The organism is Acinetobacter sp. Gutcm_16, assembly GCF_028649355.1.
GTDB lineage: Bacteria > Pseudomonadota > Gammaproteobacteria > Pseudomonadales > Moraxellaceae > Acinetobacter > Acinetobacter johnsonii.
In genome coordinates, this window is record NZ_JAQSUV010000014.1 from 1 (window position 1) to 21,214 (window position 21,214).

At 41.9% G+C, this 21,214-nt stretch carries 19 protein-coding genes and 1 riboswitch; of the genes, 6 read left to right on the plus strand and 13 right to left on the minus strand.

Annotated features, from left to right (window positions below):
- From PTT44_RS01165 to accC, 5 genes are all read left to right on the plus strand, one after another.
- A partial coding sequence (locus PTT44_RS01165; RefSeq protein WP_273795518.1) for an acetyl-CoA C-acyltransferase occupies positions 1-870 on the plus strand: 870 nt, incomplete at its 5' end.
- Between the two features lie 99 nt (positions 871-969).
- Positions 970-1,746, plus strand: coding sequence for a 3-oxoadipate enol-lactonase (pcaD, locus tag PTT44_RS01170; protein WP_168159591.1), 777 nt, complete (start codon positions 970-972; stop codon positions 1,744-1,746).
- Between the two features lie 1,087 nt (positions 1,747-2,833).
- Positions 2,834-3,289, plus strand: a complete 456-nt coding sequence (aroQ, locus tag PTT44_RS01175) for a type II 3-dehydroquinate dehydratase (RefSeq protein ID WP_168159592.1) — start codon at positions 2,834-2,836, stop codon at positions 3,287-3,289.
- A 16-nt stretch (positions 3,290-3,305) separates the two neighbouring features.
- Complete coding sequence (gene accB / locus PTT44_RS01180) at positions 3,306-3,725, plus strand: acetyl-CoA carboxylase biotin carboxyl carrier protein (protein WP_010326668.1); 420 nt, start codon at positions 3,306-3,308, stop codon at positions 3,723-3,725.
- Between the two features lie 16 nt (positions 3,726-3,741).
- Positions 3,742-5,103, plus strand: a complete 1,362-nt coding sequence (gene accC / locus PTT44_RS01185) for an acetyl-CoA carboxylase biotin carboxylase subunit (RefSeq protein ID WP_005399493.1) — start codon at positions 3,742-3,744, stop codon at positions 5,101-5,103.
- 63 nt (positions 5,104-5,166) lie between these two features.
- Here the strand turns inward: accC and PTT44_RS01190 are convergent, their stop codons facing one another.
- From PTT44_RS01190 to PTT44_RS01215, 6 genes are all read right to left on the minus strand, one after another.
- Entirely contained in the window at positions 5,167-5,604 is a 438-nt protein-coding gene (locus PTT44_RS01190; protein WP_435781940.1) for a hypothetical protein, read from the minus strand.
- 241 nt (positions 5,605-5,845) lie between these two features.
- Positions 5,846-9,451: an urea carboxylase gene (gene uca / locus PTT44_RS01195; RefSeq protein ID WP_273795519.1), complete on the minus strand. Its 3,606-nt coding sequence runs from the start codon at positions 9,449-9,451 to the stop codon at positions 5,846-5,848.
- A 5-nt stretch (positions 9,452-9,456) separates the two neighbouring features.
- Positions 9,457-10,107, minus strand: coding sequence for an urea amidolyase associated protein UAAP2 (locus tag PTT44_RS01200; protein ID WP_168159595.1), 651 nt, complete (start codon positions 10,105-10,107; stop codon positions 9,457-9,459).
- A gap of 17 nt (positions 10,108-10,124) precedes the next feature.
- Positions 10,125-10,865 (minus strand): urea amidolyase associated protein UAAP1, encoded by a 741-nt coding sequence (locus tag PTT44_RS01205; protein ID WP_168159596.1) that lies wholly within the window; start codon positions 10,863-10,865, stop codon positions 10,125-10,127.
- A gap of 27 nt (positions 10,866-10,892) precedes the next feature.
- Positions 10,893-10,996: riboswitch (guanidine-I (ykkC/yxkD leader) on the minus strand.
- Between the two features lie 144 nt (positions 10,997-11,140).
- Positions 11,141-12,034, minus strand: coding sequence for a LysR substrate-binding domain-containing protein (locus PTT44_RS01210; protein WP_168159597.1), 894 nt, complete (start codon positions 12,032-12,034; stop codon positions 11,141-11,143).
- A 319-nt stretch (positions 12,035-12,353) separates the two neighbouring features.
- Positions 12,354-13,526, minus strand: a complete 1,173-nt coding sequence (locus PTT44_RS01215) for a thiolase family protein (protein ID WP_168159598.1) — start codon at positions 13,524-13,526, stop codon at positions 12,354-12,356.
- A gap of 519 nt (positions 13,527-14,045) precedes the next feature.
- Between PTT44_RS01215 and PTT44_RS01220 the strand changes: the two genes are divergently transcribed.
- The gene (locus PTT44_RS01220) at positions 14,046-14,657 is read left to right on the plus strand and encodes a TetR/AcrR family transcriptional regulator (protein ID WP_004693224.1); all 612 of its coding nucleotides are present in this window, start codon (positions 14,046-14,048) and stop codon (positions 14,655-14,657) included.
- Positions 14,658-14,716: 59 nt separating this feature from the next.
- On the opposite strand, the gene cysK is transcribed toward PTT44_RS01220, so the two are convergent.
- From cysK to rutA, 7 genes are all read right to left on the minus strand, one after another.
- Positions 14,717-15,715, minus strand: coding sequence for a cysteine synthase A (gene cysK, locus PTT44_RS01225; protein ID WP_168159599.1), 999 nt, complete (start codon positions 15,713-15,715; stop codon positions 14,717-14,719).
- 161 nt (positions 15,716-15,876) lie between these two features.
- Positions 15,877-16,713, minus strand: a complete 837-nt coding sequence (locus tag PTT44_RS01230) for an NAD(P)-dependent oxidoreductase (protein WP_252726154.1) — start codon at positions 16,711-16,713, stop codon at positions 15,877-15,879.
- A 45-nt stretch (positions 16,714-16,758) separates the two neighbouring features.
- Positions 16,759-18,114, minus strand: a complete 1,356-nt coding sequence (gene rutG / locus PTT44_RS01235; protein ID WP_168159600.1) for a pyrimidine utilization transport protein G — start codon at positions 18,112-18,114, stop codon at positions 16,759-16,761.
- A gap of 36 nt (positions 18,115-18,150) precedes the next feature.
- Positions 18,151-18,675, minus strand: coding sequence for an NADH-dependent FMN reductase RutF (rutF, locus tag PTT44_RS01240; protein WP_252726155.1), 525 nt, complete (start codon positions 18,673-18,675; stop codon positions 18,151-18,153).
- Positions 18,676-18,773: 98 nt separating this feature from the next.
- A complete protein-coding gene (gene rutC / locus PTT44_RS01245) occupies positions 18,774-19,157 on the minus strand; it encodes a pyrimidine utilization protein C (protein WP_004979782.1) in 384 nt (127 codons plus the stop codon).
- 30 nt (positions 19,158-19,187) lie between these two features.
- Positions 19,188-19,937 (minus strand): pyrimidine utilization protein B, encoded by a 750-nt coding sequence (gene rutB, locus PTT44_RS01250; RefSeq protein WP_168159602.1) that lies wholly within the window; start codon positions 19,935-19,937, stop codon positions 19,188-19,190.
- Positions 19,934-21,046, minus strand: a complete 1,113-nt coding sequence (gene rutA, locus PTT44_RS01255) for a pyrimidine utilization protein A (protein ID WP_168159603.1) — start codon at positions 21,044-21,046, stop codon at positions 19,934-19,936. The genes rutB and rutA overlap by 4 nt, the downstream gene beginning before the upstream one ends.
- Between the last annotated feature and the right edge of the window lie 168 nt (positions 21,047-21,214).

Genomic DNA, 21,214 nt, shown 5'->3' on the forward strand with positions numbered 1-21,214 from the left:
ATCGCAGGTGGCGTCGAAAGTATGTCTCGTGCACCTTTTGTCATGGGTAAATCAGAAACAGCTTATGGCCGTAGCCAGAAGATTGAAGACACCACCATGGGCTGGCGTTTTATCAATCCGAAGTTGAAAGCCATGTATGGTGTCGAAACCATGCCACAGACTGCAGAGAACGTGGCGCAACAATTTAATATTGATCGCGCAGATCAAGACCAGTTTGCCTTGGCGAGTCAACAGCGCACCGCAACCGCGCAAGCTCAAGGCTTTTTTACACATGAGATCATCCCAGTGAGCATTCCTCAGCGTAAGGGTGATCCAATTGTGGTGGACACGGATGAACATCCGCGTGCATCGACCACATTAGCAGGTTTGGCGAAACTGAAGCCAGTCGTCACAGCAGAAGGCACCGTCACAGCGGGAAACGCGTCAGGCATCAATGACGGTGCGGCTGCTGTACTGATCGCTTCAGAAGCAGCGATTGAACAATACCAGCTTAAACCACGTGCCAAGATCATTGCATCTACGGCAGTGGGTGTAGAACCGCGCATCATGGGCTTTGCACCAGCACCTGCCATCAAAAAGTTACTCAAACAAGCCAATCTCAGCATCGAGCAGATGGATGTGATTGAGTTGAATGAAGCTTTTGCTGCACAGGCTCTTGCCGTAACACGTGACCTTGGTCTGGCAGATGACACGACTCAAGTGAATCCAAATGGTGGTGCGATTGCGATTGGTCATCCACTGGGTGCATCGGGCGCACGTTTGGTGACAACAGCTTTAAACCAACTCGAACAAAGCGGTGGAACCTATGCGCTATGTTCAATGTGTATTGGGGTCGGTCAAGGTATTGCAATGATTATTCAGCGCATTTAACCCTTCTTCTAATCTGACGTGGTGTTTTTGCTCATAACGCTTTTTGCTGAGAATAACAGTGGAAACATTCAAAATTTTTAATGAATTAAGGAAAAGCATATGCCAAGTTTTACTTCAAATAATGCCGAAATTCACTATCAGACCTTTGGTGACTCAAAAAATCCCGCGATCGTTTTTTCAAACTCGCTAGGCACAAACTTCAACATGTGGAAACCACAAATTACTTTTTTCCAGAAAAATTATTTTGTGATTTGCTATGACACTCGCGGGCATGGCCAGTCTTCCGCACCTCAAGGGCCATATGATATTGAACAACTTGGTCTAGACCTGATACATTTATTGGACCATTTAAACATTGAGAAAGCCATTTTTTGCGGTATCTCAATGGGCGGACTTACAGGTCAGTGGTTAGTCATTCATAAACCTGAACGTTTTCACCGTGCCATTGTATGTAATACCTCAGCCAAAATTGGCAATGAACAAGCATGGAATGATCGCGCGTCGTTAGTACGTACCCAAGGTCTAGAACCCATTGCATCGACGGCTGCGAGCCGTTGGTTTACCGAACCCTTTATCCAAAGCAACGCAGCAACTGTAGCAGCGCTTTCAAACGACTTAGGTGCTGGCAGCCCAGAAGGTTATGCGAGTTGCTGTGAAGCTTTGGCTAAAGCGGATTTACGTGAAAAACTCGAAAGCATTCACGTACCTTTACTTGTGATTGCTGGGCGTAAAGACCCCGTAACAACAGTCTCAGATGCACAGTACATGGTGAATCACATCCGAAGTAGTGCCCTATTTGAAATCGATGCCTCTCATATTTCAAATATCGAACAGCCCAAAGCCTTCAATCAGGCCATCTTAGACTTTATTGCTTAATGCTCTAGATCTGATCCAATAACAGCCCAACATGGGCTGTTTTTTTCGTACCTATTTAAAGAAAGAGATAGGAATGCGTAAAACTCAGCATTAGAAATATGTTGGCTTTGGCTCATTCTATTGTTCATATTAAAATCATCAAAACTCAAAAATTGTATATAAAACAAACTGAAATTATTATGATTTCAAAATCATATCTTCGAAATTTCACTTATTGCCAATCCTAAACTCACTAGATTCCATCATGTAAAGCCAAATCTACCCAGTTAAGTGAGCAAAATAGCCAATCGTTTTCTTTTATAAATTTTCTCGCACAGTAAAATTCCATACGCAATAGGAGGATATTTTTTCAATACATTCTGCTACTCAGCAATTTTTCTACAGTCTTTTGCTTATTTAACGGTAAAATCTCTCAACCAAGAGGATGCTGAAAAGCACCGTTAAAAACCTGAATTTTTCTCTTACTGTTTCAAGTTTTTCAGTTTCTTCTAAAAGATCATGGCATCAGCTAGATAGACGTTAATAACAGACAAAAACGTCCACATACATTTCAACGTAACAAGTTGATGTTTTAATTGATGAAAGTGATATTTTCCAGTTCAATGTTGATCCAATAAAGCTTAGAAGCTGAATTGATCATGGTCGCCAAGCCAGCCAAAATAGCTAGAATAAATTTATCAGATCATGCATAGATACAAACCATATCAGACTTTAGTTTTATTTTGATATACAGTTTAGCCATATAAGAATTGATCTAGATTTGATGTAGCGTGAGCTACCGACTAAGAAGTCTGAGTTGCCCTCTTTTCAAGACTTGAGTTGTACCTCTGGCATAAAACGAAAACAAATCTGCTGCTTTTGGTCAATTTGGCTTACAATGTAAAAAAGAGTAATAATCCGAAAATTTGTAATCTTTTAACATTGTCAATTCCTTGCAAAATTTACATTATATTGCCGAAGTTTGGCACTAAGCATCTACGTCAATTCAAACAAACTATAAAAAAAATGTAGAACTTTATGCCATAATACGCAAACTTTGCAGCCATCTTGCAAAGATTTATTGCAATTTATAAATGGAGCAAGCTAAATGAGTTCGACCATTTTGGTTATTCATGGACCGAATCTAAATTTGCTAGGAATGCGCGAACCAGAAGTATATGGTTCTCTAACGCTGAACGACATCAATCAGCAACTCATTGCACAAGCTGAAAATGCTTCAATTTCTCTCGACACTTTCCAAAGTAATTGGGAAGGTGCCATTGTTGACCGTATTCATCAAGCCCAAGCGGATGGCGTCCAATTTATTATTATTAACCCTGCTGCACTCACGCATACCTCTGTTGCTCTACGTGATGCCCTGCTTGGTGTAACCATCCCATTTATTGAAGTTCATTTATCGAATGTTCATGCGCGCGAAGCGTTTAGACATCATTCATATTTATCAGATAAAGCCGTTGGCGTTATTTGTGGCTTAGGTGCTCAAGGTTATAGCGCTGCGCTCAATTACGCTCTCACTAAAATTCAACCCTCTACGCAATCATAATTAGGAATACTGTCACATGGATATTCGTAAAATCAAGAAACTCATCGACCTGATGATTGAATCTGACTTACAAGCGATTGAAGTTAAAGAAGGCGATCAATCGATTGCACTGACTCGTCGTAGTCCAGTTGTTGCAGCTGGTGCTCCTGTTGCTATGGCAGCTCCTGTTGCTCAAGCTCCAGCGGCTAAAGCACCACGTGGTGCTGTAGAAACTTCTCCAATGGTTGGTGTGTTCTACGCGGCTCCAAGCCCAGGTGAAGCGCCATTTGTTAAAGTCGGTCAAACCATCACTGCTGGTGAAACACTTGGTATTATCGAAGCAATGAAAATCATGAACCCGATTGAAGCAACGCAAAGCGGCGTGGTTGAAGAAATTTTAGTGAAAAACGGCGAAGTGATCCAATTCGGTCAACCATTATTCCGCTACCGCGCGTAATAGACGGGGACTTATAATGTTGCAAAAAGTTTTAATTGCAAACCGTGGTGAAATTGCCCTGCGCATCACCCGTGCCTGCAAAACTTTAGGGATTAAGACTGTAGGGATCTATTCAGATGCCGACAAAGACTTAATGCACCTACGTTTTGTAGACGAAGCAGTATGTATTGGACCGGGTGCGAGCAGCGAAAGCTACTTGAACATTCCTGCCATTATTACAGCAGCTGAAATTTCAGGTGCAGATGCCATTCACCCAGGTTATGGCTTCTTATCAGAAAATGCTGAATTTGCTGAAATTGTAGAAAACTCAGGTTTCATTTTTATTGGACCACGCCCTGAACATATTCGTTTGATGGGGAATAAAGTTTCTGCAATTACAGCAATGCGTAAAGCAGGTGTTCCAACTGTACCGGGTTCTGCAAATGCAGTTACACCGCAAAATGCGCTGGCTGAAGCTAAAGAAATTGGTTTCCCATTGATTGTGAAAGCTGCTTCTGGTGGTGGTGGTCGCGGTATGCGTATTGTAGAACGCGTCGATACCCTGCTTGAATCCGTTCAAGCCGCACAGCGTGATGCTGAAATGTGGTTTGGCGATGACACGGTGTATATGGAACGTTTCCTACAAACACCTCGTCACGTTGAAGTCCAAGTTCTTGCCGACGGTAATGGCCACGCGATTCACCTCTATGACCGCGACTGCTCTTTACAGCGTCGCCATCAGAAAGTGTTAGAAGAAGCGCCAGCGCCAAATTTACCTGAACAAGCACGTGCTGACATTTTAGAAGCTTGCGTGAATGCTTGTAAATTAATGCAGTACCGCGGTGCAGGTACATTCGAGTTCTTGTTTGAAGATGGTGAATTCTTCTTTATTGAGATGAATACACGTGTTCAAGTTGAACACCCTGTAACTGAAATGGTGACAGGTATCGACATTATTGAACAACAGCTCCGCATTGCTGGTGGCTTAGGTCTTGAAATTGAACAAGATCAAGTTGAAGTCAAAGGTCATGCGATTGAATGCCGTATCAATGCTGAAGACCCAACGACCTTCTTACCTTCACCGGGTAAAATTGAGAATTTTTATGTGCCAGGTGGTGCAGGTATTCGTCTTGATTCACATATCTATCAAGGCTATAGCATTCCGCCATACTATGACTCGATGATTGCAAAGTTGATTGCACACGGTAAGGATCGTAAAACATCACTTGCTCGCATGCGTCAAGCGCTTGATGAAATGATTTTGACCGGTATTAAAACCAATATTCCATTGCATAAAGATTTGATTCTTCAAGATGAAAAATTCTGTGAACAAGCGATGGATATTCACTACCTTGAAAAGCACTTGTTAAAGCAAATTGAAGGAAATCAAGATAAATAATTGTCTTGATCCTTAAATAAAAAACCGCGATTTATCGCGGTTTTTTATTTATAAAAGAATTAATTAAGGCAATACGCGACGTAGTGTTGCAAAGCATTGCTGTGCTTTATCATTGGCACAAAAATTAATGGTCGATGGACTTTGCCATTTCACAAAATACTGAGACATTTCACCTGTTTGATCTTCTTGAGATCCAGAGCAATCCACTTGGTTATTATCAAATTTGACCTGTAAAATTAAAGCAGGCAGTTGCACATTTTTATCGGTAGATGGCTGGTAATCATAAATTCCCGTAGACCATTCTTCCCCACTTTTAATCACAACATCACTATTACTTTTAAAATTATAGTATTCAACGCATTTACGATTATTTGGAATTTCCATTCCCCATAAGCCCACAATTTCAGGGCGAGTCGTTACACGAATATTATTTTGATTTGATGCTTGAGTATCCTCAGCCTGATTTGGCGTATTTGCCATAAGCACTGATGAAGTTAACATGAAGAACATGCCGAGTAATGTTTTTTTCATACAAGCCATAATGTTTTTAAGCGTCTCACTAAATTAGCATATTTTGATTCAAAACATCATTTTATAACCATTTCATAACAATCTATTTTTTGTTATGGGTTGCAATCTTAATTTAACAAAACGATTTATTGTCAGTACTAGATAAATTCTCCTTTCAGAATCGAAAAAAGACCGCTTAAGCAATCTTTTTTGTATTTCTTGATATTTGAGTTTAGGCTACAGGTGCCAGTGTAAACAGCACCTGACCTGTTTTTACCGTTTGCCCTTTTTCAATGGTAATGGCTTCAACCTTCATCCGCTCAGGGGCAATAATAGGAATTTCAATTTTCATGGCTTCAATCACGGCCAAAGTTGCCCCTTCTTCCACAATGTCTCCAGAGGTACATTCGATTTTCCAAATAGAACCCGGCATGTGCGACTCGACTACACAACCACCTTCAGGAATTTGAATTTCACTGTCGTCTAACACCGCATCTAGACTTTCAGAAACATGTTCAGCCAAACCTGCCTCATGCCAACGATGGCGTTCATATTCAAAGTTCGTTTGCTGTACCGCTTTAAAACTTGAAATGGATGCTGCATTTTCAATGAGGAAGTCATTGTATTCTTTTAGATTTAAAACCCCATCTTCTACACGAAGTTTTAAGCGCCCCGCTTTAAAGTCTTCCCGCATTTGCATCAGTTCTGTTTCAGACACTTCGTAAAATTTAATTTGATCAAAGAAGCGCAGTAGCCATGGCTTATCCTGTTCAAAGTCGGGGTTTTTGCGGTAACGACTCCACATTTGGGTTGTACGTCCTACAAACTGATAACCACCCGGGCCTTCCATGCCATAGACACACATATATGCGCCACCAATACCGACTGCATTTTCAGGCGTCCAAGTGCGTGCAGGATTATATTTGGTAGTTACTAAACGATGACGTGGGTCCAGCGGCGTTGCCACAGGTGCACCCAAGTACACATCTCCCAAACCCATCACCAAATAATTGGTACTATATACGACATCCTTCACTGCTTGCTTCGAGTCTAGACCATTGATACGACGAATAAACTCAACATTGTCAGGACACCACGGCGCATCTGGACGTACTGTTTGCATATAACGTTCAGTCGCCAACTGAGTTTGTGAGTCCTCCCAAGCCAAAGGCAAATAGACTGTGCGCGACGGAACTTCCATTGCAGTCACATCAGGCAATTCACTTTCTGCTTGCTGTAAAAGGCATAATAAATGTTTTTGATCTAGCACTAATGAGTCAAAATGAATTTGCAGCGAACGAATACCTGGTGTTAAGTCTATAATCCCTTCGATACTTTGGTCTTTAACCCATTGCATTAAAGCATGAATACGGAAGCGTAAATTGAGATTTAAAACCAACTCTCCATATTCAACCAACAGATAACTATTACCTGCGGGACGATAGCTTACATCAGGTCTAGCGTTCTCACCTTTTAATGTCGCTAAAACGGCATCTGATAAGGTCTCCATTTCAGCATGAAAGCTTGGAGAAAATTCTACTTTTTCAGTCGTACCCGCTGTTAACGCTGCGCTATATTTTTGATTCAATACTTGCGCTTGATCATAAGAGATTGGAATAAATTTAACTTTATCGCCCGCTTTAAGCTGACCAATTTTCCATAGTTCTGAACTAACCACAACCGCTGGGCAAACGAAACCGCCCAAGCTTGGACCATCGGGTCCTAAAATAATTGGCATATCTCCAGTGAAGTCAATCGCGCCAATGGCATAAGCATTATCATGAATATTCGAAGGGTGCAGCCCTGCTTCACCACCATCGGTACGTGCCCATTCAGGTTTTTCACCGACTAAACGAATGCCTGTACGACTTGAGTTAAAGTGAATTTCAAATTCTTGCTCAAAGAAGCGCTCAATATCGCGTTTGGTGAAAAAGTCGGGCGCTCCATGTGGTCCATACATCACTGCAATGTTCCAAGTATGGCTAAAGCTCGGCACTTGTACTGTACTCAGTGCAACAGTTTCTACCGAGCTATAAGCCGTAATAGGTAACATATCTCCAATGAGTAAATTGCGTCCTGCATGACCACCAAACTGACCTAAAGTAAAAGTCGCTTGCGAGCCTAAGTAGGCAGGTACATTGAATCCGCCTTTAATGCCAATATAACTACGACAACCTGTGGTGATTTTACCTGTTTTAAGAATTTGCCCTTTTTTAACATTAAGGGTCTGCCACATGGCAACGTCGACACCATCCAATGTCGCAAGCATGTCGCCACCCGTAATCACGATTTGGCTGTCACAATGGAATTTTAAAGTTGGGCCTTGTAATGTACATTCGAGCCCTGCGGTATTAAATGGATTTCCCAATAGTTGATTAGCAACATTTAACGATAGTGGATCAATCGCACCTGATGGTGGCACTCCAACATCCCAGTACCCCAAACGACCATTGACGTCTTGTATTGACGTTTGAATACCAGACTGTAATACCTCAACTTTTTGGGTTTTCCACTCAAAAGTATTTAAGAAACGTGTAGTCTGTGTCCCTGCTTTAAACACTTCACAGTCAATAATATTTTGTAAATACTCAAGATTGGTTTCAATTCCTGCCACTGAGGTTTTTGCCAAAGTATCGCTCATGGCTTGAATTGCACTTTCTCGGTTTTCGTGAGTCACAATGATTTTGGCAATCATCGGATCATAAAAGGAAGACACGTTTGAACCTGTTTCTACCCATGTTTCATTACGCGCTTGCTGATCAAACGCGACATAAGTCAATAAGCCAGCACTGGGTTGAAAGTTTTTAATTGGATCTTCAGCATATAAACGAACTTGGATCGAATGGCCTTTAGGTGCAAGTGTATCTGTTGGCGCAGTCCAGTCACCGCTACCTAAAGTAACCATCCATTCCACAAGGTCTACACCAAACACTTGTTCAGTCACGCCATGTTCAACTTGTAGACGTGTATTCACCTCTAAGAAATAGAATTGCTGGGTGTCAGTATCCATCACAAATTCAACCGTACCTGCCGAACGGTAATTCACTGACTGCATCAACTCAACGGCAACAGCTTGAATATAAGCACGTTGTTCATCATTTAAATGTGGTGCAGGAGTTTCCTCGATTACCTTTTGGTTACGGCGCTGTACTGAACAGTCCCGCTCTCCCAAAGCCAGAACCAAACCTTGGCCATCACCAAAAATTTGGACTTCAATATGACGCGCATTTTCCACAAACTTTTCTAAATACAAACCTGCATCTTTAAAGTTCGCTTGTGCCAAATAAGATACCGTTGCATAAGCATCTTTAAGCTCTGCTTCATTCCACACCAAACGCATACCAATACCGCCACCACCTGCGGTACTTTTCAGCATCAAGGGATAACCGATACGATTCGCCTCTACCAGTGCTTCCGCTTCATCTGCTAAAAGTTGGCTCCCCGGTAACAATGGCACGTTCGCCTGAATGGCTAGTTCACGCGCAGTATGCTTTAAGCCAAAACTCCGCATTTGCGCTGAATTCGGCCCTAGAAACACAATGCCTTGTGACTCACACAAATCACAAAACTCCACATTTTCAGACAAGAAACCATAGCCTGGATGAATGGCTTCAGCACCCGTTTCTTTCGCGACCTGTAAAATTTTTTCAATATTTAGATAACTTTGGCTGGCTGGACTATCACCAATAAATACCGCTTCATCGGCTAACGTTACATGTAAGGAATCACGGTCTGCTTCTGAATACACCGCAACAGACTGAATGCCTAAATTCTTTAATGTACGAATTACTCGGCAGGCAATTGCCCCACGGTTGGCGATGAGAACTTTTTTAAACATGCTGCTTACTCCTTGCCTTCACGTACAATCAGTTGAATTTGGGTAGGGTTATAGGCATTACATGGGTTGTTCAGCTGTGGGCAGTTTGAAATCAGCACGATGAGATCCATCTCTGCTTGAATTTCAACATATTTACCCGGCGCCGATATTCCATCGTCAAACTTGAGATGCCCATCACTACTCACGGGTACATTCATAAAGAAGTTAATATTCGGCCCAATATGACGAACATTTAGTCCATACTTTTTTGCGATAGGGTGCAAAGCTAAAGCTGTCATAAAGTTATTACGGCAACTGTGCATCGGAAATGTGTCGTGTGCATAACGTACGGTGTTACTCTCACATGAACAAGCACCGCCTAAGGTGTCATGGCGACCACAGTTATCATCATGGATCGTGGCGATTTTGTTGCCATAGTTGGTATGTAGAGCTGTGCCTTTTTCTAGATAAATCTGCTGATTAATGGCTAGAGTATCGGTTGCGCTGTAACGTTCTTCAGGATTGCTCGCAGAAATCAATAAAGTATCGACTGCTTGGTTGCCTTCGAGGTCAATAATACGGAAATATTGCCCTTTCTGGACTTCACACATCCATGCCTCACCCGCTGGACAGACTTCATTTAAAACGGTTTGATCAAATGCTTGTAAACTGGTCATGCGTATTCTCCTCGGGGTTAAGCAGCATCAAATGCGTAATAACGTGCGTTGTTTTGAAAACCGCGTTGGTTTTGTGGGCATGAATCACGACAGACATCGTGTACTGCTAAAGCGGAGGCTTTGAATAAGCGCATTTGAATATCGGCTGGCTGATACTTTGCTGCTTGACTTAAACCATGTGGCGCGGCAGATAGGAACACCAGACAGTCCATCTCAAAACGCAGTTCAATAGTTTGATGGGTATTGTCAGTATCAACATAAGATAAGTTGCCTGCATCATCAGGGCGAACTTTAGAGAATAGGTTAACCGTAGCTGACAGGTCGGCTTGACCTAATGAGAACTTGGTCATTTCAAGTAACAGGCTGTCGCGTCCACTCCGATACATCTCATTTCGTGCATCTTGAAAGGTTTGAGTGCCAAATTGTTTTTGGATCTGTTCTGTGCGGCTCGGACCACATAAGGCATCATTCCAACCGTGATCATCGTGAACAATTGAGGCCATAACCCGACCTAAGTCTGAATACAACACATGTCCTGTACTTAGAAATGCCGTATGTTGTGCCTTTAAGCTATCTGGCATATTAAAGCGTTCGAGCTTGTCTTCGCTGTTGACACAGAAAAGTGAAACGTTGGCTTGTGCTCCCAATGCTTTGAACTGTAACACTGTGCCGCGTTGAATACGCCCAGACCAGTGATGCCCACCTGGTAAAAGTTCAGTCCATAGTGCGTTATCGTCGTGATAAGTTATTGTGCTCATGCGCTTCTGCCTAAATCGTAACTGTTTACCTCCCGGGCTTTTATCCCTCCGTGTAGTTCTTTCGAACCGTGAACTCTCGGTCACAGACATACATAAAATAGATATGTATCGGAACCCTAGATCACTCTTTCAGATTAGACGATGCAAAGGCTGTGCCAATTTAGTATTACGATTTTTAAACTTCGTAATACTATTTATGAGCAATAAATGGGCACATTAGGTTTCAAGCACGCATATTTTCACTATACGCACTAAAAAGCATCAAATTTTAAGAATTACTTCATTAAAATTTCATGGAACATGTGACGCAGCCACTGATGACTGGTTTTGTGATGACAAGACATATGCCAATACTGCTTCACCCCATAACTTGGGAAGGCAATTGGTGCATTAAAGATTTTTAAATTGCCACGTGAAAGCAGCACTTCACTCAAATAATACGGCACAGTCGCAATCGCATCGGTTTCTTGTACCACCAAGCCTACCCCTAAATAACTCGGTAAACGCATTAAAATGTCACGTTTTAGTTCTAAATTGAGCAGTTCGTTTTCAATATGGTAATGTCCCATACCTGCATCAATATCGATATGTGACTCAGCCAAGTACTGCGCTGTGCTGATAGTATCACCTGTCAAACGCGGATGATCTTTGGCGGCAATCACCACATAATACTGCTCGAATAGTTGCTGTTGATAAAAGCCATTTTCCAGTTGAGGTAAAAAACCCAGCGCCAAATCAATCTCACCATTTGCCATTTGATAACTGGTTTCAGAGGTGATCGGACGGATATTCAAACGAATATGTGGCGCATGTTTCTTTAAGTATTGCGAAATTTTCGGCAACAACACCAAATGCGAAACATCGGTCATGGCCAAACTAAACTGTTGCTGTGAAGTCGCTTGGTCAAAATCAATCGTAAAGTTATTAATGATTTCAACCTTGTTTAAAGCCTCACTGACCAATGGAAATAACTGTTTCGACAGCTCAGTTGGCACCATTTCATTGCCAATCCGTAAAAACAGCGGATCATTATAATGTTGGCGAATTTTATTCAGAATGTTACTCACCGTCGGTTGACTCATTTCTAAATGATCAGCCGCCAGTGACACACTTTTAAACTTATAAACGTAAAAAAAGATACTGAGTAATTTACAGTCCAGTTCAAACACGAAAAAAATGTTCCTTATATGTATGTGATGGTAGACGATCCATCATCTACTCATTATAGCGATGATCCAATGCTCAAAACTTACTTTTACAGGCATCTAGGTCTAATATCAGACATTTCAGCAATAAAAGCACATTAATTATACCTTTAGCTGTACTGGACAATCGATGCTTTCCCTGAAAGATTCTGTCGCATGATCTTGATGTATTTTACATAACAAAAAAGGCCCGAATCAATCGAACCTTTGATGAAATCAACCATGCCGAATTATAGCTATTTAAATCATTTTCTTCACAGGTACAGCTAAGGATATTATAGCTTTAGTCCAGCAGCTCGACGGCAATAGCAGTCGCCTCACCACCACCAATACATAAAGCAGCTACACCCTTTTTCCCACCAGTACGTTTCAAAGCATGCAGTAAAGTCACGATAATACGTGAACCAGACGAACCCAATGGATGACCAAGTGCACAAGCGCCACCATTCACATTGACTTTTGCAGGGTCTAAATGAAAACCATCAATTGCAAGCATTGTAACCATCGCAAATGCTTCATTGACTTCCCACAGATCTACATCACCCGCAGACCAGCCTGCTCTGGCTAAAACTTTTTCAATAGCACCTACAGGGGCAATGGTGAACTCAGATGGATGCTGGGAATTACTTGCATAAGCCACAACTTTTGCCAATGGCTTAAGACCACGTGCGTCAGCAACTTCGGATGAAGTTACAACCAATGCAGAAGCACCATCCGAAATAGAACTCGAATTTGCCGCGGTAATCGTGCCGTCTTTTTTAAATGCCGGACGTAAAGTTGGAATTTTATCCACTTTGGCATTGAGCGGCTGTTCATCTTGATCAACCACAACATCGCCTTTACGGCTACTCACCGTCACAGGCACGATTTCATCTTTAAAGAAACCACCTTGAATCGCAGCAACGGCTTTATTTAAAGAACCAATGGCATACTGATCCTGCTGCTCACGGGTATAGCCTTTTTTATCTGCCATTTCTTGAGCAAGTACACCCATCGACAGACCTGTTTCAGCATCTTCTAAACCTTCTTGGAACATGTGATCGGTGGTTTTACCATGTCCCATACGGTAACCCGCGCGTGCTTTTTCAAGTAAGTACGGCGCATTTGACATTGACTCCATACCACCGGCCACCACAATTTCAGCTGAACCTGCTTTAATCGCATCAGCCGCTTGCATGACGGCTTTCATACCTGAGCCACAAATTTTATTGATGGTTGTTGCACCCGTTGAGTCAGGTAGACCAGCGATACGCATTGCTTGACGTGCAGGGCCTTGTTTTAAACCTGCTGGAAGTACACAACCAAAGATCACTTCATCCACATCGGTCGGCTGTAAGCCAGAACGGTTTAACACTTCTTTAATTGTCACCGCACCAAGTTCAGGTGCGGTACAGCTCGCCAGTGAACCTTGAAAACCACCCATTGCTGTACGTACACCGTCTACAATAACAATCATTTTCTATTTCATCCTTTTTCGCGGTTTATTTGCTTTAAGCCCAATTAAAAGGCTTAAAGACATTCCCTATCTATTTTTTCATATTACAAAGGGGTTAATCGTTTCAGATCTTATTTTAATGCTTTTCATAGTGCTACCGTCTCAAAGCGAGTCATCTATAAAGACATTAAAATAAACACGTGAATAAGACATCTATCCATACGACAGATGATCTATTTATCAACCCACACTGCATTCGAGGCTTGAGCACTAAAGGTTCTCGTCTCTAAGAACACAGTGGCTATACTGACAATAGTGTAAAAATCACGAAAAAGGAATGCAATGGCCCAAATTTGATCTCTAGAGATCAAATTTATTGACAACGAAATGCGAAAATGCACCTGTATTTATTTCTATTGTTGAACAAGTGGATATTTTTAAAACGATTGTAGTAATATCCAAGACCTTAGTTGCATTTTCATTTTCAACCAAGTTCAATAGCCTCTCTATAGTTCTCATGGAATACACTGGAATAAGCCAATGACTTCAGTACGCCAACAAAATTTTCTATTACGCAAAGAGAAAATTTTAGCCATGGCTGAGACTTTATTATTAGACAATAATCAAGACATCACCTTAAGCGAATTAGCAACGGAACTCGATATTGCGAAGGGTACAATCTACAAGCATTTCAAAAGTAAAAATCAACTTTATTTAGAGTTGATTATCTTGAATGAAACTCGCCTGTTAGAAATTTCTCAAAAGCATAACAATGATATTAAAACGTATGTTTCCGAATACATGCTTTATAATATGCTGAACTCGAACCGTACGATTTTACTGCACGTTATTGAAGAACGTTTAACCAATAACGAACGTAAACTCAAAGAACTTTTTGAGAAACTCTATCAAATACGTGAGCAACGTATTATCGAAATTAAAGACATGACTTCTGACTACTTAAAGTCTTTAGACAGCGCAATGTCCATTCGTGATTATTTATCTTATGTATGGACAGTGACCTACGGTGCGTCATTGTTACTCAATTCAACGCATTATCAAAAATCAATCGGTTCTCGTGAGCGTCTGATTAAACTGTATGTCAACCAAGCCCTCATGACACCTGATAAAATTTCACACGCAGCCCTTTAAGTTTCTAAACGGCATAAAAAGCTAAACATTTTATGTTTAGCTTTTTTTCATCCAGAAAATTAGTCTACGGAAATATCTTCAAACAAAACTGAAGATAAATAACGTTCACCACCGTCAGGTAAAATCACTACAATGGTTTTACCTGCATTTTCAGGGCGTGCTGCAAGTTCAGCTGCTGCTGCCATCGCGGCACCACTTGAAATACCCACCAAAATACCCTCTTGGCTTGCTGTTTTACGCGCCCAATCAATTGCTGTTGCAGCATCAATTGGCATCACTTCATCAACCAAGTCGAGGTCTAAGTTTTTAGGAATAAAGTTAGCGCCAATGCCCTGAATCTTATGTGGTCCAGGCGTCAAAGTTTCACCACGTTTGGTTTGACCAATAATCGGCGATTCAGCAGGTTCTACCGCAACTGAGTATAGGGCTTGTTTTTTTACTTTCTCAAAATAACTTGAAATCCCTGAAATCGTACCGCCCGTCCCGACACCTGCAACTAAAATATCAACTTTACCACCTGTTGCTTCCCAAATTTCTGGGCCAGTGGTTGCTTCATGAATAGCTGGGTTTGCTGGGTTTTCAAACTGTTGTGGCAAAAAATAAGTGTCTGGATTTTCATCCAACAAACGCTGTGCTTCTTCTACCGCACCGCGCATCCCTTTTGCAGGATCAGTAAGAACCAAGTTCGCACCCAAAGCTTTCATCACTTTACGACGTTCGATACTCATACTTGATGGCATAGTTAGAGTTAACGCATAACCTTTTGCAGCAGCAACGAATGCCAAAGCAATGCCTGTATTGCCACTGGTTGGTTCGACAATGTGCATTCCCGCTTTCAGCACACCGCGTGCTTCCGCATCCGCAATCAGCGCAGCCCCAATACGACATTTTACTGAAAATGCAGGGTTACGGCTTTCAACTTTGGCTAAAACGGTGGCTGGACTTTGTATAATTCGGTTAATACGAACCAATGGTGTGTTACCAATCGCTTCTGCATTATTACTATAAACCGCTATCCCTAAATTATTAGGCGTTGGAAAAGCTGAGTCAGTACTCATACCAATGTTTCCTATGTTGTTTTTAATGATCCACTCATTATCATACCCTGATTTTTAAATGCAAACTGACATTTGGTCGGGCTTATGTTTTTATTTGATAAATAAATCACTTAAACAGAAAAAGCATGAGTTTTCCCATGCTTTTCTCCCGCGCGACCAGCTTAAACGAGCCTTACACTATTCCACTTTTCTAACTGTGTAACGGCCGCGCTAAAATCTACTTGTGCAGCCTGTTCTCGATCTGTTTTTAAGAACAGTTCTTGTGTCACTTGAAAAACAGGTGTTTTCATCTGTCCTTCTTCGGCCAGATCCATCGCAATACCAATGTCTTTTTGCAACAGGTTTAAAGCAAAGGTTTTTTGAAAAGTTCGGCTCAAAATTTTTTGCGCCATCACTGTTTCAGACATGGTACTTTTACCACTGGAGTGATTAATACAACTCAATGCGCCAGCCAAGTCAACGCCTCGATGCTTCAAAATCGAAAAACCTTCAGACAGTGCCCATAAATGCGTTGCCATAAGCGTATTATTTACCGCTTTGACCGCAAAGCCAGCACCACTTTCCCCGACGTATTCAATCAGCCCTGCAAATGCCTGAATAATAGGCTTTGCCCTTTCAAATCCAGCGATATTACCACCCACCATAACCGTCAAAGTACCGCTTTCAGCACCAATGGTTTGACCCGAAACAGGTGCATCTAAGTAAGTTACTCCACGTGCTGCCAAATCAGTGGAAATTCGCTGCGCAGACTCAGGCACACCACTGGTACAATCCACCCATAAACTTTCAGATTTGGGTGGATGTAACGCAATTAACGCTTCAACATCTGCACTGGTCGGTAAGCATGAAAATATCACATCGGCTTGCATCGCTTGTTGGAGTTCAACCTGCAAAGTACCAAAGGTTTGCGCATGTGAAGACGCTTTTTCCACTGTGCGATTCCACACCCAAACAGGATGACCCAATTTTGGCAAATGGGAGGCCATATGCCAGCCCATTGCCCCAAGTCCTATAAATGCAATATTCAGACTCAAAATGTACTCCTAACTATGTGCAATAGTGCTATTGATTTGATCTTCTGATTTTTCTACGACTTGCTCTTTTTCACTGCCTCGGTTCAAGAAAAGATTAAGCAGAATAGCTGCTAGTGTTGCGGTGCCAATACCACCTAGGTCAAAACTCCCTATTTGTAAGCTGTAATTGCCTGTTCCCATAATCAAACACACGGCCCCAATCATTAAAGTACTGTTCTTGGTGAAATCAATTTTGTTATCGACCCAAATTTTTGCGCCAGCAACGGTAATCAAACCAAAAACCACAATGGATGCACCACCCAAGAGTGCAACGGGAATTGTGCTAATCACTGCGCCAAACTTAGGCGAAAGCCCCATTAAAATCGCAAATACACCTGCAAAAACAAAGATTGTGGTTGAATAAACTTTAGTAACTGCCATCACCCCAATGTTTTCAGCATAGGTGGTCATCCCTGTGCCCCCAACTGAAGCAGACAGTGTGGTACATACCCCATCTGCAAAGAAACCGCGTCCCATATAAGGAGACAAATTTTTCCCCGTCATCGCCGACACAGCTTTGAAATGTCCTAAGTTTTCAGCCACCAAAATAATCGCAACGGGTGCAATCAACATCATGGCGTTTATATCAAAAGTTGGGCTGTGGAAAGTTGGCAAACCAAACCATGCTGCTTGACCGACTTTTGCAAAGTCAATTGCAGTGCCAAAACCCATGACATTGGTGAGTAAGAAGTAAATAAAATAAGATGCAACTAAACCTAAAAGTAGCAGTAAACGGCGCACCATACCTTTGGTAAATACCGCAATGACACTAATACAAATAATCGTGATTAACGCCATCCAAGAGTCAAACTGATTGGCTGACACACTTTTGATCGCAACAGGTGCAAGGTGTAGACCAATAATCATCACGATGGCGCCTGTCACAATAGGTGGCATCAACTTTTCAATCCATGCCGTACCAGTGCGTATCACAATTAAGCCAATTAACGCGTACAACACTCCACACGCAATGGTTCCACCCAGTGCTAAAGAAAGATTTGGGTTTGCTCCAACACCTGTATAACCCGTAACTGCGACCACTGCCCCAATGAAGGCAAAGCTTGACCCCAAATAACTTGGCATACGTCCACCAGTCATGAGGAAGAAGAGTATCGTACCAATGCCTGTAATGAAGATCGTTAGATTCGGATCAAAGCCCATCAGCAATGGGGCAAGTACGGTTGCACCGAACATGGCAAAAGCATGTTGCAACCCTAAAATAATGCTTTTGCCTGCAGGTAAATATTCATCTGTTTGCACAGGCGTTGTATCTAAATCGCCTTGATAAGGCTTAAATTTTGGAAACCACGATTCTTTTGTTTGCATGGGTTTCCCCTCCTTGTAAAAGTAGGATTTTTTGAATTAGCACATTGGTAATGGCTCACAATAACCACGGTTAAAATACATCAGCGCATTTAGTCCATAACTTTGCTTCATGGCTTTGACTTGACAAAACAACACATCGTGACTGCCTACAGACATGGTCTGTACCACTTCACAATCAAAACTCACCAATGCATCCTCCAATACAGGTGCATTGGTCAAAAGTGTGGACCATGTGCCCTGAGCAAAACGTTCAGGCATTGGAGTTTTACCTCCAAACAGATTAGATAAATGTTGTTGCTGACTCGACAACGTGTTTACACATAACACTTGATTGCTTTTAAATGTCTCAAACACAGAGGCTGAACGGTTTAAACACACCAACAACGTTGGCGGTGTATCGGTCACACTGCATACTGCCGATGCAGTAAAGCCTGCCTGACCCGCACCCCCATCTGTTGTAATCACATTGACCGCAGCCCCTAGATTCGCCATACCTTGACGAAATGTGTGTTGGTCCAACATCGCCTCACCCATTGCCTCTGGTGCTTTATGATTCAGCATGGTTTCAACTTGATCTTGATTCATCAGTTTTGCATTCATCGTATTCTCCATGCCCTAAAAAAATCGTGTATCAGGGCATTAAAATTTGATTATTCCACTTAAGCCACATGTGCAACCGAAGCGATTTCAACCAAAGCCTCTGGCTTGACCAGTCCAGTCTGTACGCAATAGCGTGCAGGTTTATCATTTGGAAAATACTCGGCATATACAGCATTAATCGCGCCATAATCGGCCCAATCTTTCACAAAAACATGATTAAAAGTGACGTCATCCATTGTGCCTCCTGCAGTTGCAAGGACTCGTTTAATGGTTTCTAAAATATGTCGAGTCTGTGCTGCTGCATCACCAACGTGAACAACGTTGTTATGTTCATCAAAGGCCAAGGTGCCTGATACATAAACGATATTGTCAGCCTTAGTTGCAGGTACAAATGGTGCAAGTGGTTTCGCTGTGCCTTCAGGCACAATAATTTCTTTAGGCATGAGGTTTCCTCTATCTTTCGTATGTATGACTTATGCTGTTTTTGCCAGTGTTTGACTGCTTGGGGTTTCAAAGGTGTTCACAAAACTTTGTGTATCAGACACCCAACCAAAAAAGGTTTTGATGTTATAGAGACTTGCTTCTTGCGCCTCGATAGGCCCAGCTTGATAGCACGCATCCTTAAGAGCGACCCCAAAATACTCCAAGAAAAAACCATCCCTTAAAGTCGACTCGACACAGACATTGGTCGCAATACCGACAAAAACTAAATTTCGGATTCCTCGCACCCGCAACATACTGTCCAACGCAGTATTAAAGAATCCACTATAGCGAGGCTTTTCTATGACTAAATCTTGTGGTTCAGGCTTGAGTGCATCAATCAACTCAAAATCCCAACCACCTTTTGCCAGTAGTTTTCCCTGCAGCTCTGGATTTTTGCGCATGGTTTTTAAAGCATTCGACTTATGGAAGTTTGGTGAATCACTCCCTCCTGCTTCACGGTACTGGTCATCCCAACCATTTTTAAAGTAAATCACCTGAATGCCAGCTGCATGTGCAGCAGTAATGGTTTTTTGAATGTTTTCAACCACAGGTTTGGTTTTAGATACATCAAACCCAGCCAAGTCCAAATAACCACCTTCTGAGGTATAGGCATTTTGCATATCAATCACAATCAATGCCGTGTGTTCAGGTGCTAAAGCAATATGTTCAGGTTCTGCTTTTAATGTTTTTGCGTGCAGACTTTGTTTTGTAAATTCTGCACAGACTATAGATTCATTCATGCGCTTTTCTCCAAAACAACGCGTGGTGCATCCGCTTCAACCACGATATGTTCACGGCATTTCATCAAAGGTTGTATACGCTGACCAAAGTCTTCGACCCCTTGAACAAAATCATCAAAGGTAAGCAAAATACCTTCAGTCCCCTGAATTTCACCAATTTCATCCAACATGTAAGCAACATGTTCAAACGAACCGACTAACGTTCCCATATTGATATTCACAGGCGAAACCGAGGATGCCATTTGGCGAATATTGGTATCTGTTCCAGATTTGGTATCTTTACCACCTTGGTTCATCAGCCAATTAATCGCCTCCATATCCGCACCAGCATTATATGTTTGCCATTTCGCATGCGCCTCTTCATCAGTTTCTGCAGCAATCACCATAAACAACACATAGGTTTGTACATCACGACCTGTTTTATCGGTTTGCTGTTTTAAACGCTCATTGATTTCAGCATAGGCTGTCGGTGTATTCAGCCCTTTACCGAAAACAAAGTTGTAATCGGCATATTTAGCAGAAAACTCAAGCCCTGTATCAGACTGACCCGCACAAATAATTTTCATGTCTGCTTGCGGACGTGGACTCACACGGCAGTCCTGCATAGTAAAATGCTCACCTTTAAAATCTGAACGACCTGTCGCCCAGAGTTCACGCAAAATTTCTACATATTCAGAAAGATATTCATAGCGCTGTACAAAGTATTCATCTCCTGGCCACATCCCCATTTGCGTATATTCGGGTGCTTGCCAGCCTGTCACGACATTTAAACCAAAACGACCATTTGAAATGGAATCAATGGTTGACGCCATTCGTGCCACAATTGCAGGCGGCATCACCAACGTCGCAGCTGTTGCATAGATTTGGATTTTACTTGTCACCGCAGCGAGCCCAGCCATCAAGGTAAATGTTTCTAGGTTATGATCCCAAAACTCTGTTTTCCCGCCAAAGCCACGCAGTTTGATCATCGACAAAGCAAAGTCAAAACCATAATGCTCAGCACGTTGAACAATTTTTTTATTTAGTTCAAATGAAGGCATGTACTGTGGCGCGGTTTCCGAAAGCAGCCAGCCATTATTTCCAATCGGGCAAAATACACCTATTTTCATCTCGTTTATCCTCTACACTTATTTCATTATTTGCAGAACATCAAAGGCTAAATACAGCAAGACTTTTAACCTTTAGTTTGATAGAAATATATTTGCACAAGCCATGCCAACTATTATTTATTATTATTTTTCAATATATTAAATATTTTTACTTAATCATATTTTTTA

What these genes read in the sequence shown, in the direction of transcription:
- cysK (WP_168159599.1), bottom strand. Translation starts at nt 15,715, where the DNA reads ATGAGTACTGACTCAGCTTTTCCAACGCCTAATAATTTAGGGATAGCG.
- rutB (WP_168159602.1), bottom strand. Translation starts at nt 19,937, where the DNA reads ATGAATGAATCTATAGTCTGTGCAGAATTTACAAAACAAAGTCTGCAC.
- PTT44_RS01220 (WP_004693224.1), top strand. Translation starts at nt 14,046, where the DNA reads ATGACTTCAGTACGCCAACAAAATTTTCTATTACGCAAAGAGAAAATT.
- rutA (WP_168159603.1), bottom strand. Translation starts at nt 21,046, where the DNA reads ATGAAAATAGGTGTATTTTGCCCGATTGGAAATAATGGCTGGCTGCTT.
- rutF (WP_252726155.1), bottom strand. Translation starts at nt 18,675, where the DNA reads ATGCTGAATCATAAAGCACCAGAGGCAATGGGTGAGGCGATGTTGGAC.
- uca (WP_273795519.1), bottom strand. Translation starts at nt 9,451, where the DNA reads ATGTTTAAAAAAGTTCTCATCGCCAACCGTGGGGCAATTGCCTGCCGA.
- rutG (WP_168159600.1), bottom strand. Translation starts at nt 18,114, where the DNA reads ATGCAAACAAAAGAATCGTGGTTTCCAAAATTTAAGCCTTATCAAGGC.
- PTT44_RS01230 (WP_252726154.1), bottom strand. Translation starts at nt 16,713, where the DNA reads ATGGGCTGGCATATGGCCTCCCATTTGCCAAAATTGGGTCATCCTGTT.
- aroQ (WP_168159592.1), top strand. Translation starts at nt 2,834, where the DNA reads ATGAGTTCGACCATTTTGGTTATTCATGGACCGAATCTAAATTTGCTA.
- PTT44_RS01200 (WP_168159595.1), bottom strand. Translation starts at nt 10,107, where the DNA reads ATGACCAGTTTACAAGCATTTGATCAAACCGTTTTAAATGAAGTCTGT.
- PTT44_RS01205 (WP_168159596.1), bottom strand. Translation starts at nt 10,865, where the DNA reads ATGAGCACAATAACTTATCACGACGATAACGCACTATGGACTGAACTT.
- accB (WP_010326668.1), top strand. Translation starts at nt 3,306, where the DNA reads ATGGATATTCGTAAAATCAAGAAACTCATCGACCTGATGATTGAATCT.
- rutC (WP_004979782.1), bottom strand. Translation starts at nt 19,157, where the DNA reads ATGCCTAAAGAAATTATTGTGCCTGAAGGCACAGCGAAACCACTTGCA.
- accC (WP_005399493.1), top strand. Translation starts at nt 3,742, where the DNA reads ATGTTGCAAAAAGTTTTAATTGCAAACCGTGGTGAAATTGCCCTGCGC.
- PTT44_RS01190 (WP_435781940.1), bottom strand. Translation starts at nt 5,604, where the DNA reads ATGTTAACTTCATCAGTGCTTATGGCAAATACGCCAAATCAGGCTGAG.
- PTT44_RS01215 (WP_168159598.1), bottom strand. Translation starts at nt 13,526, where the DNA reads ATGATTGTTATTGTAGACGGTGTACGTACAGCAATGGGTGGTTTTCAA.
- pcaD (WP_168159591.1), top strand. Translation starts at nt 970, where the DNA reads ATGCCAAGTTTTACTTCAAATAATGCCGAAATTCACTATCAGACCTTT.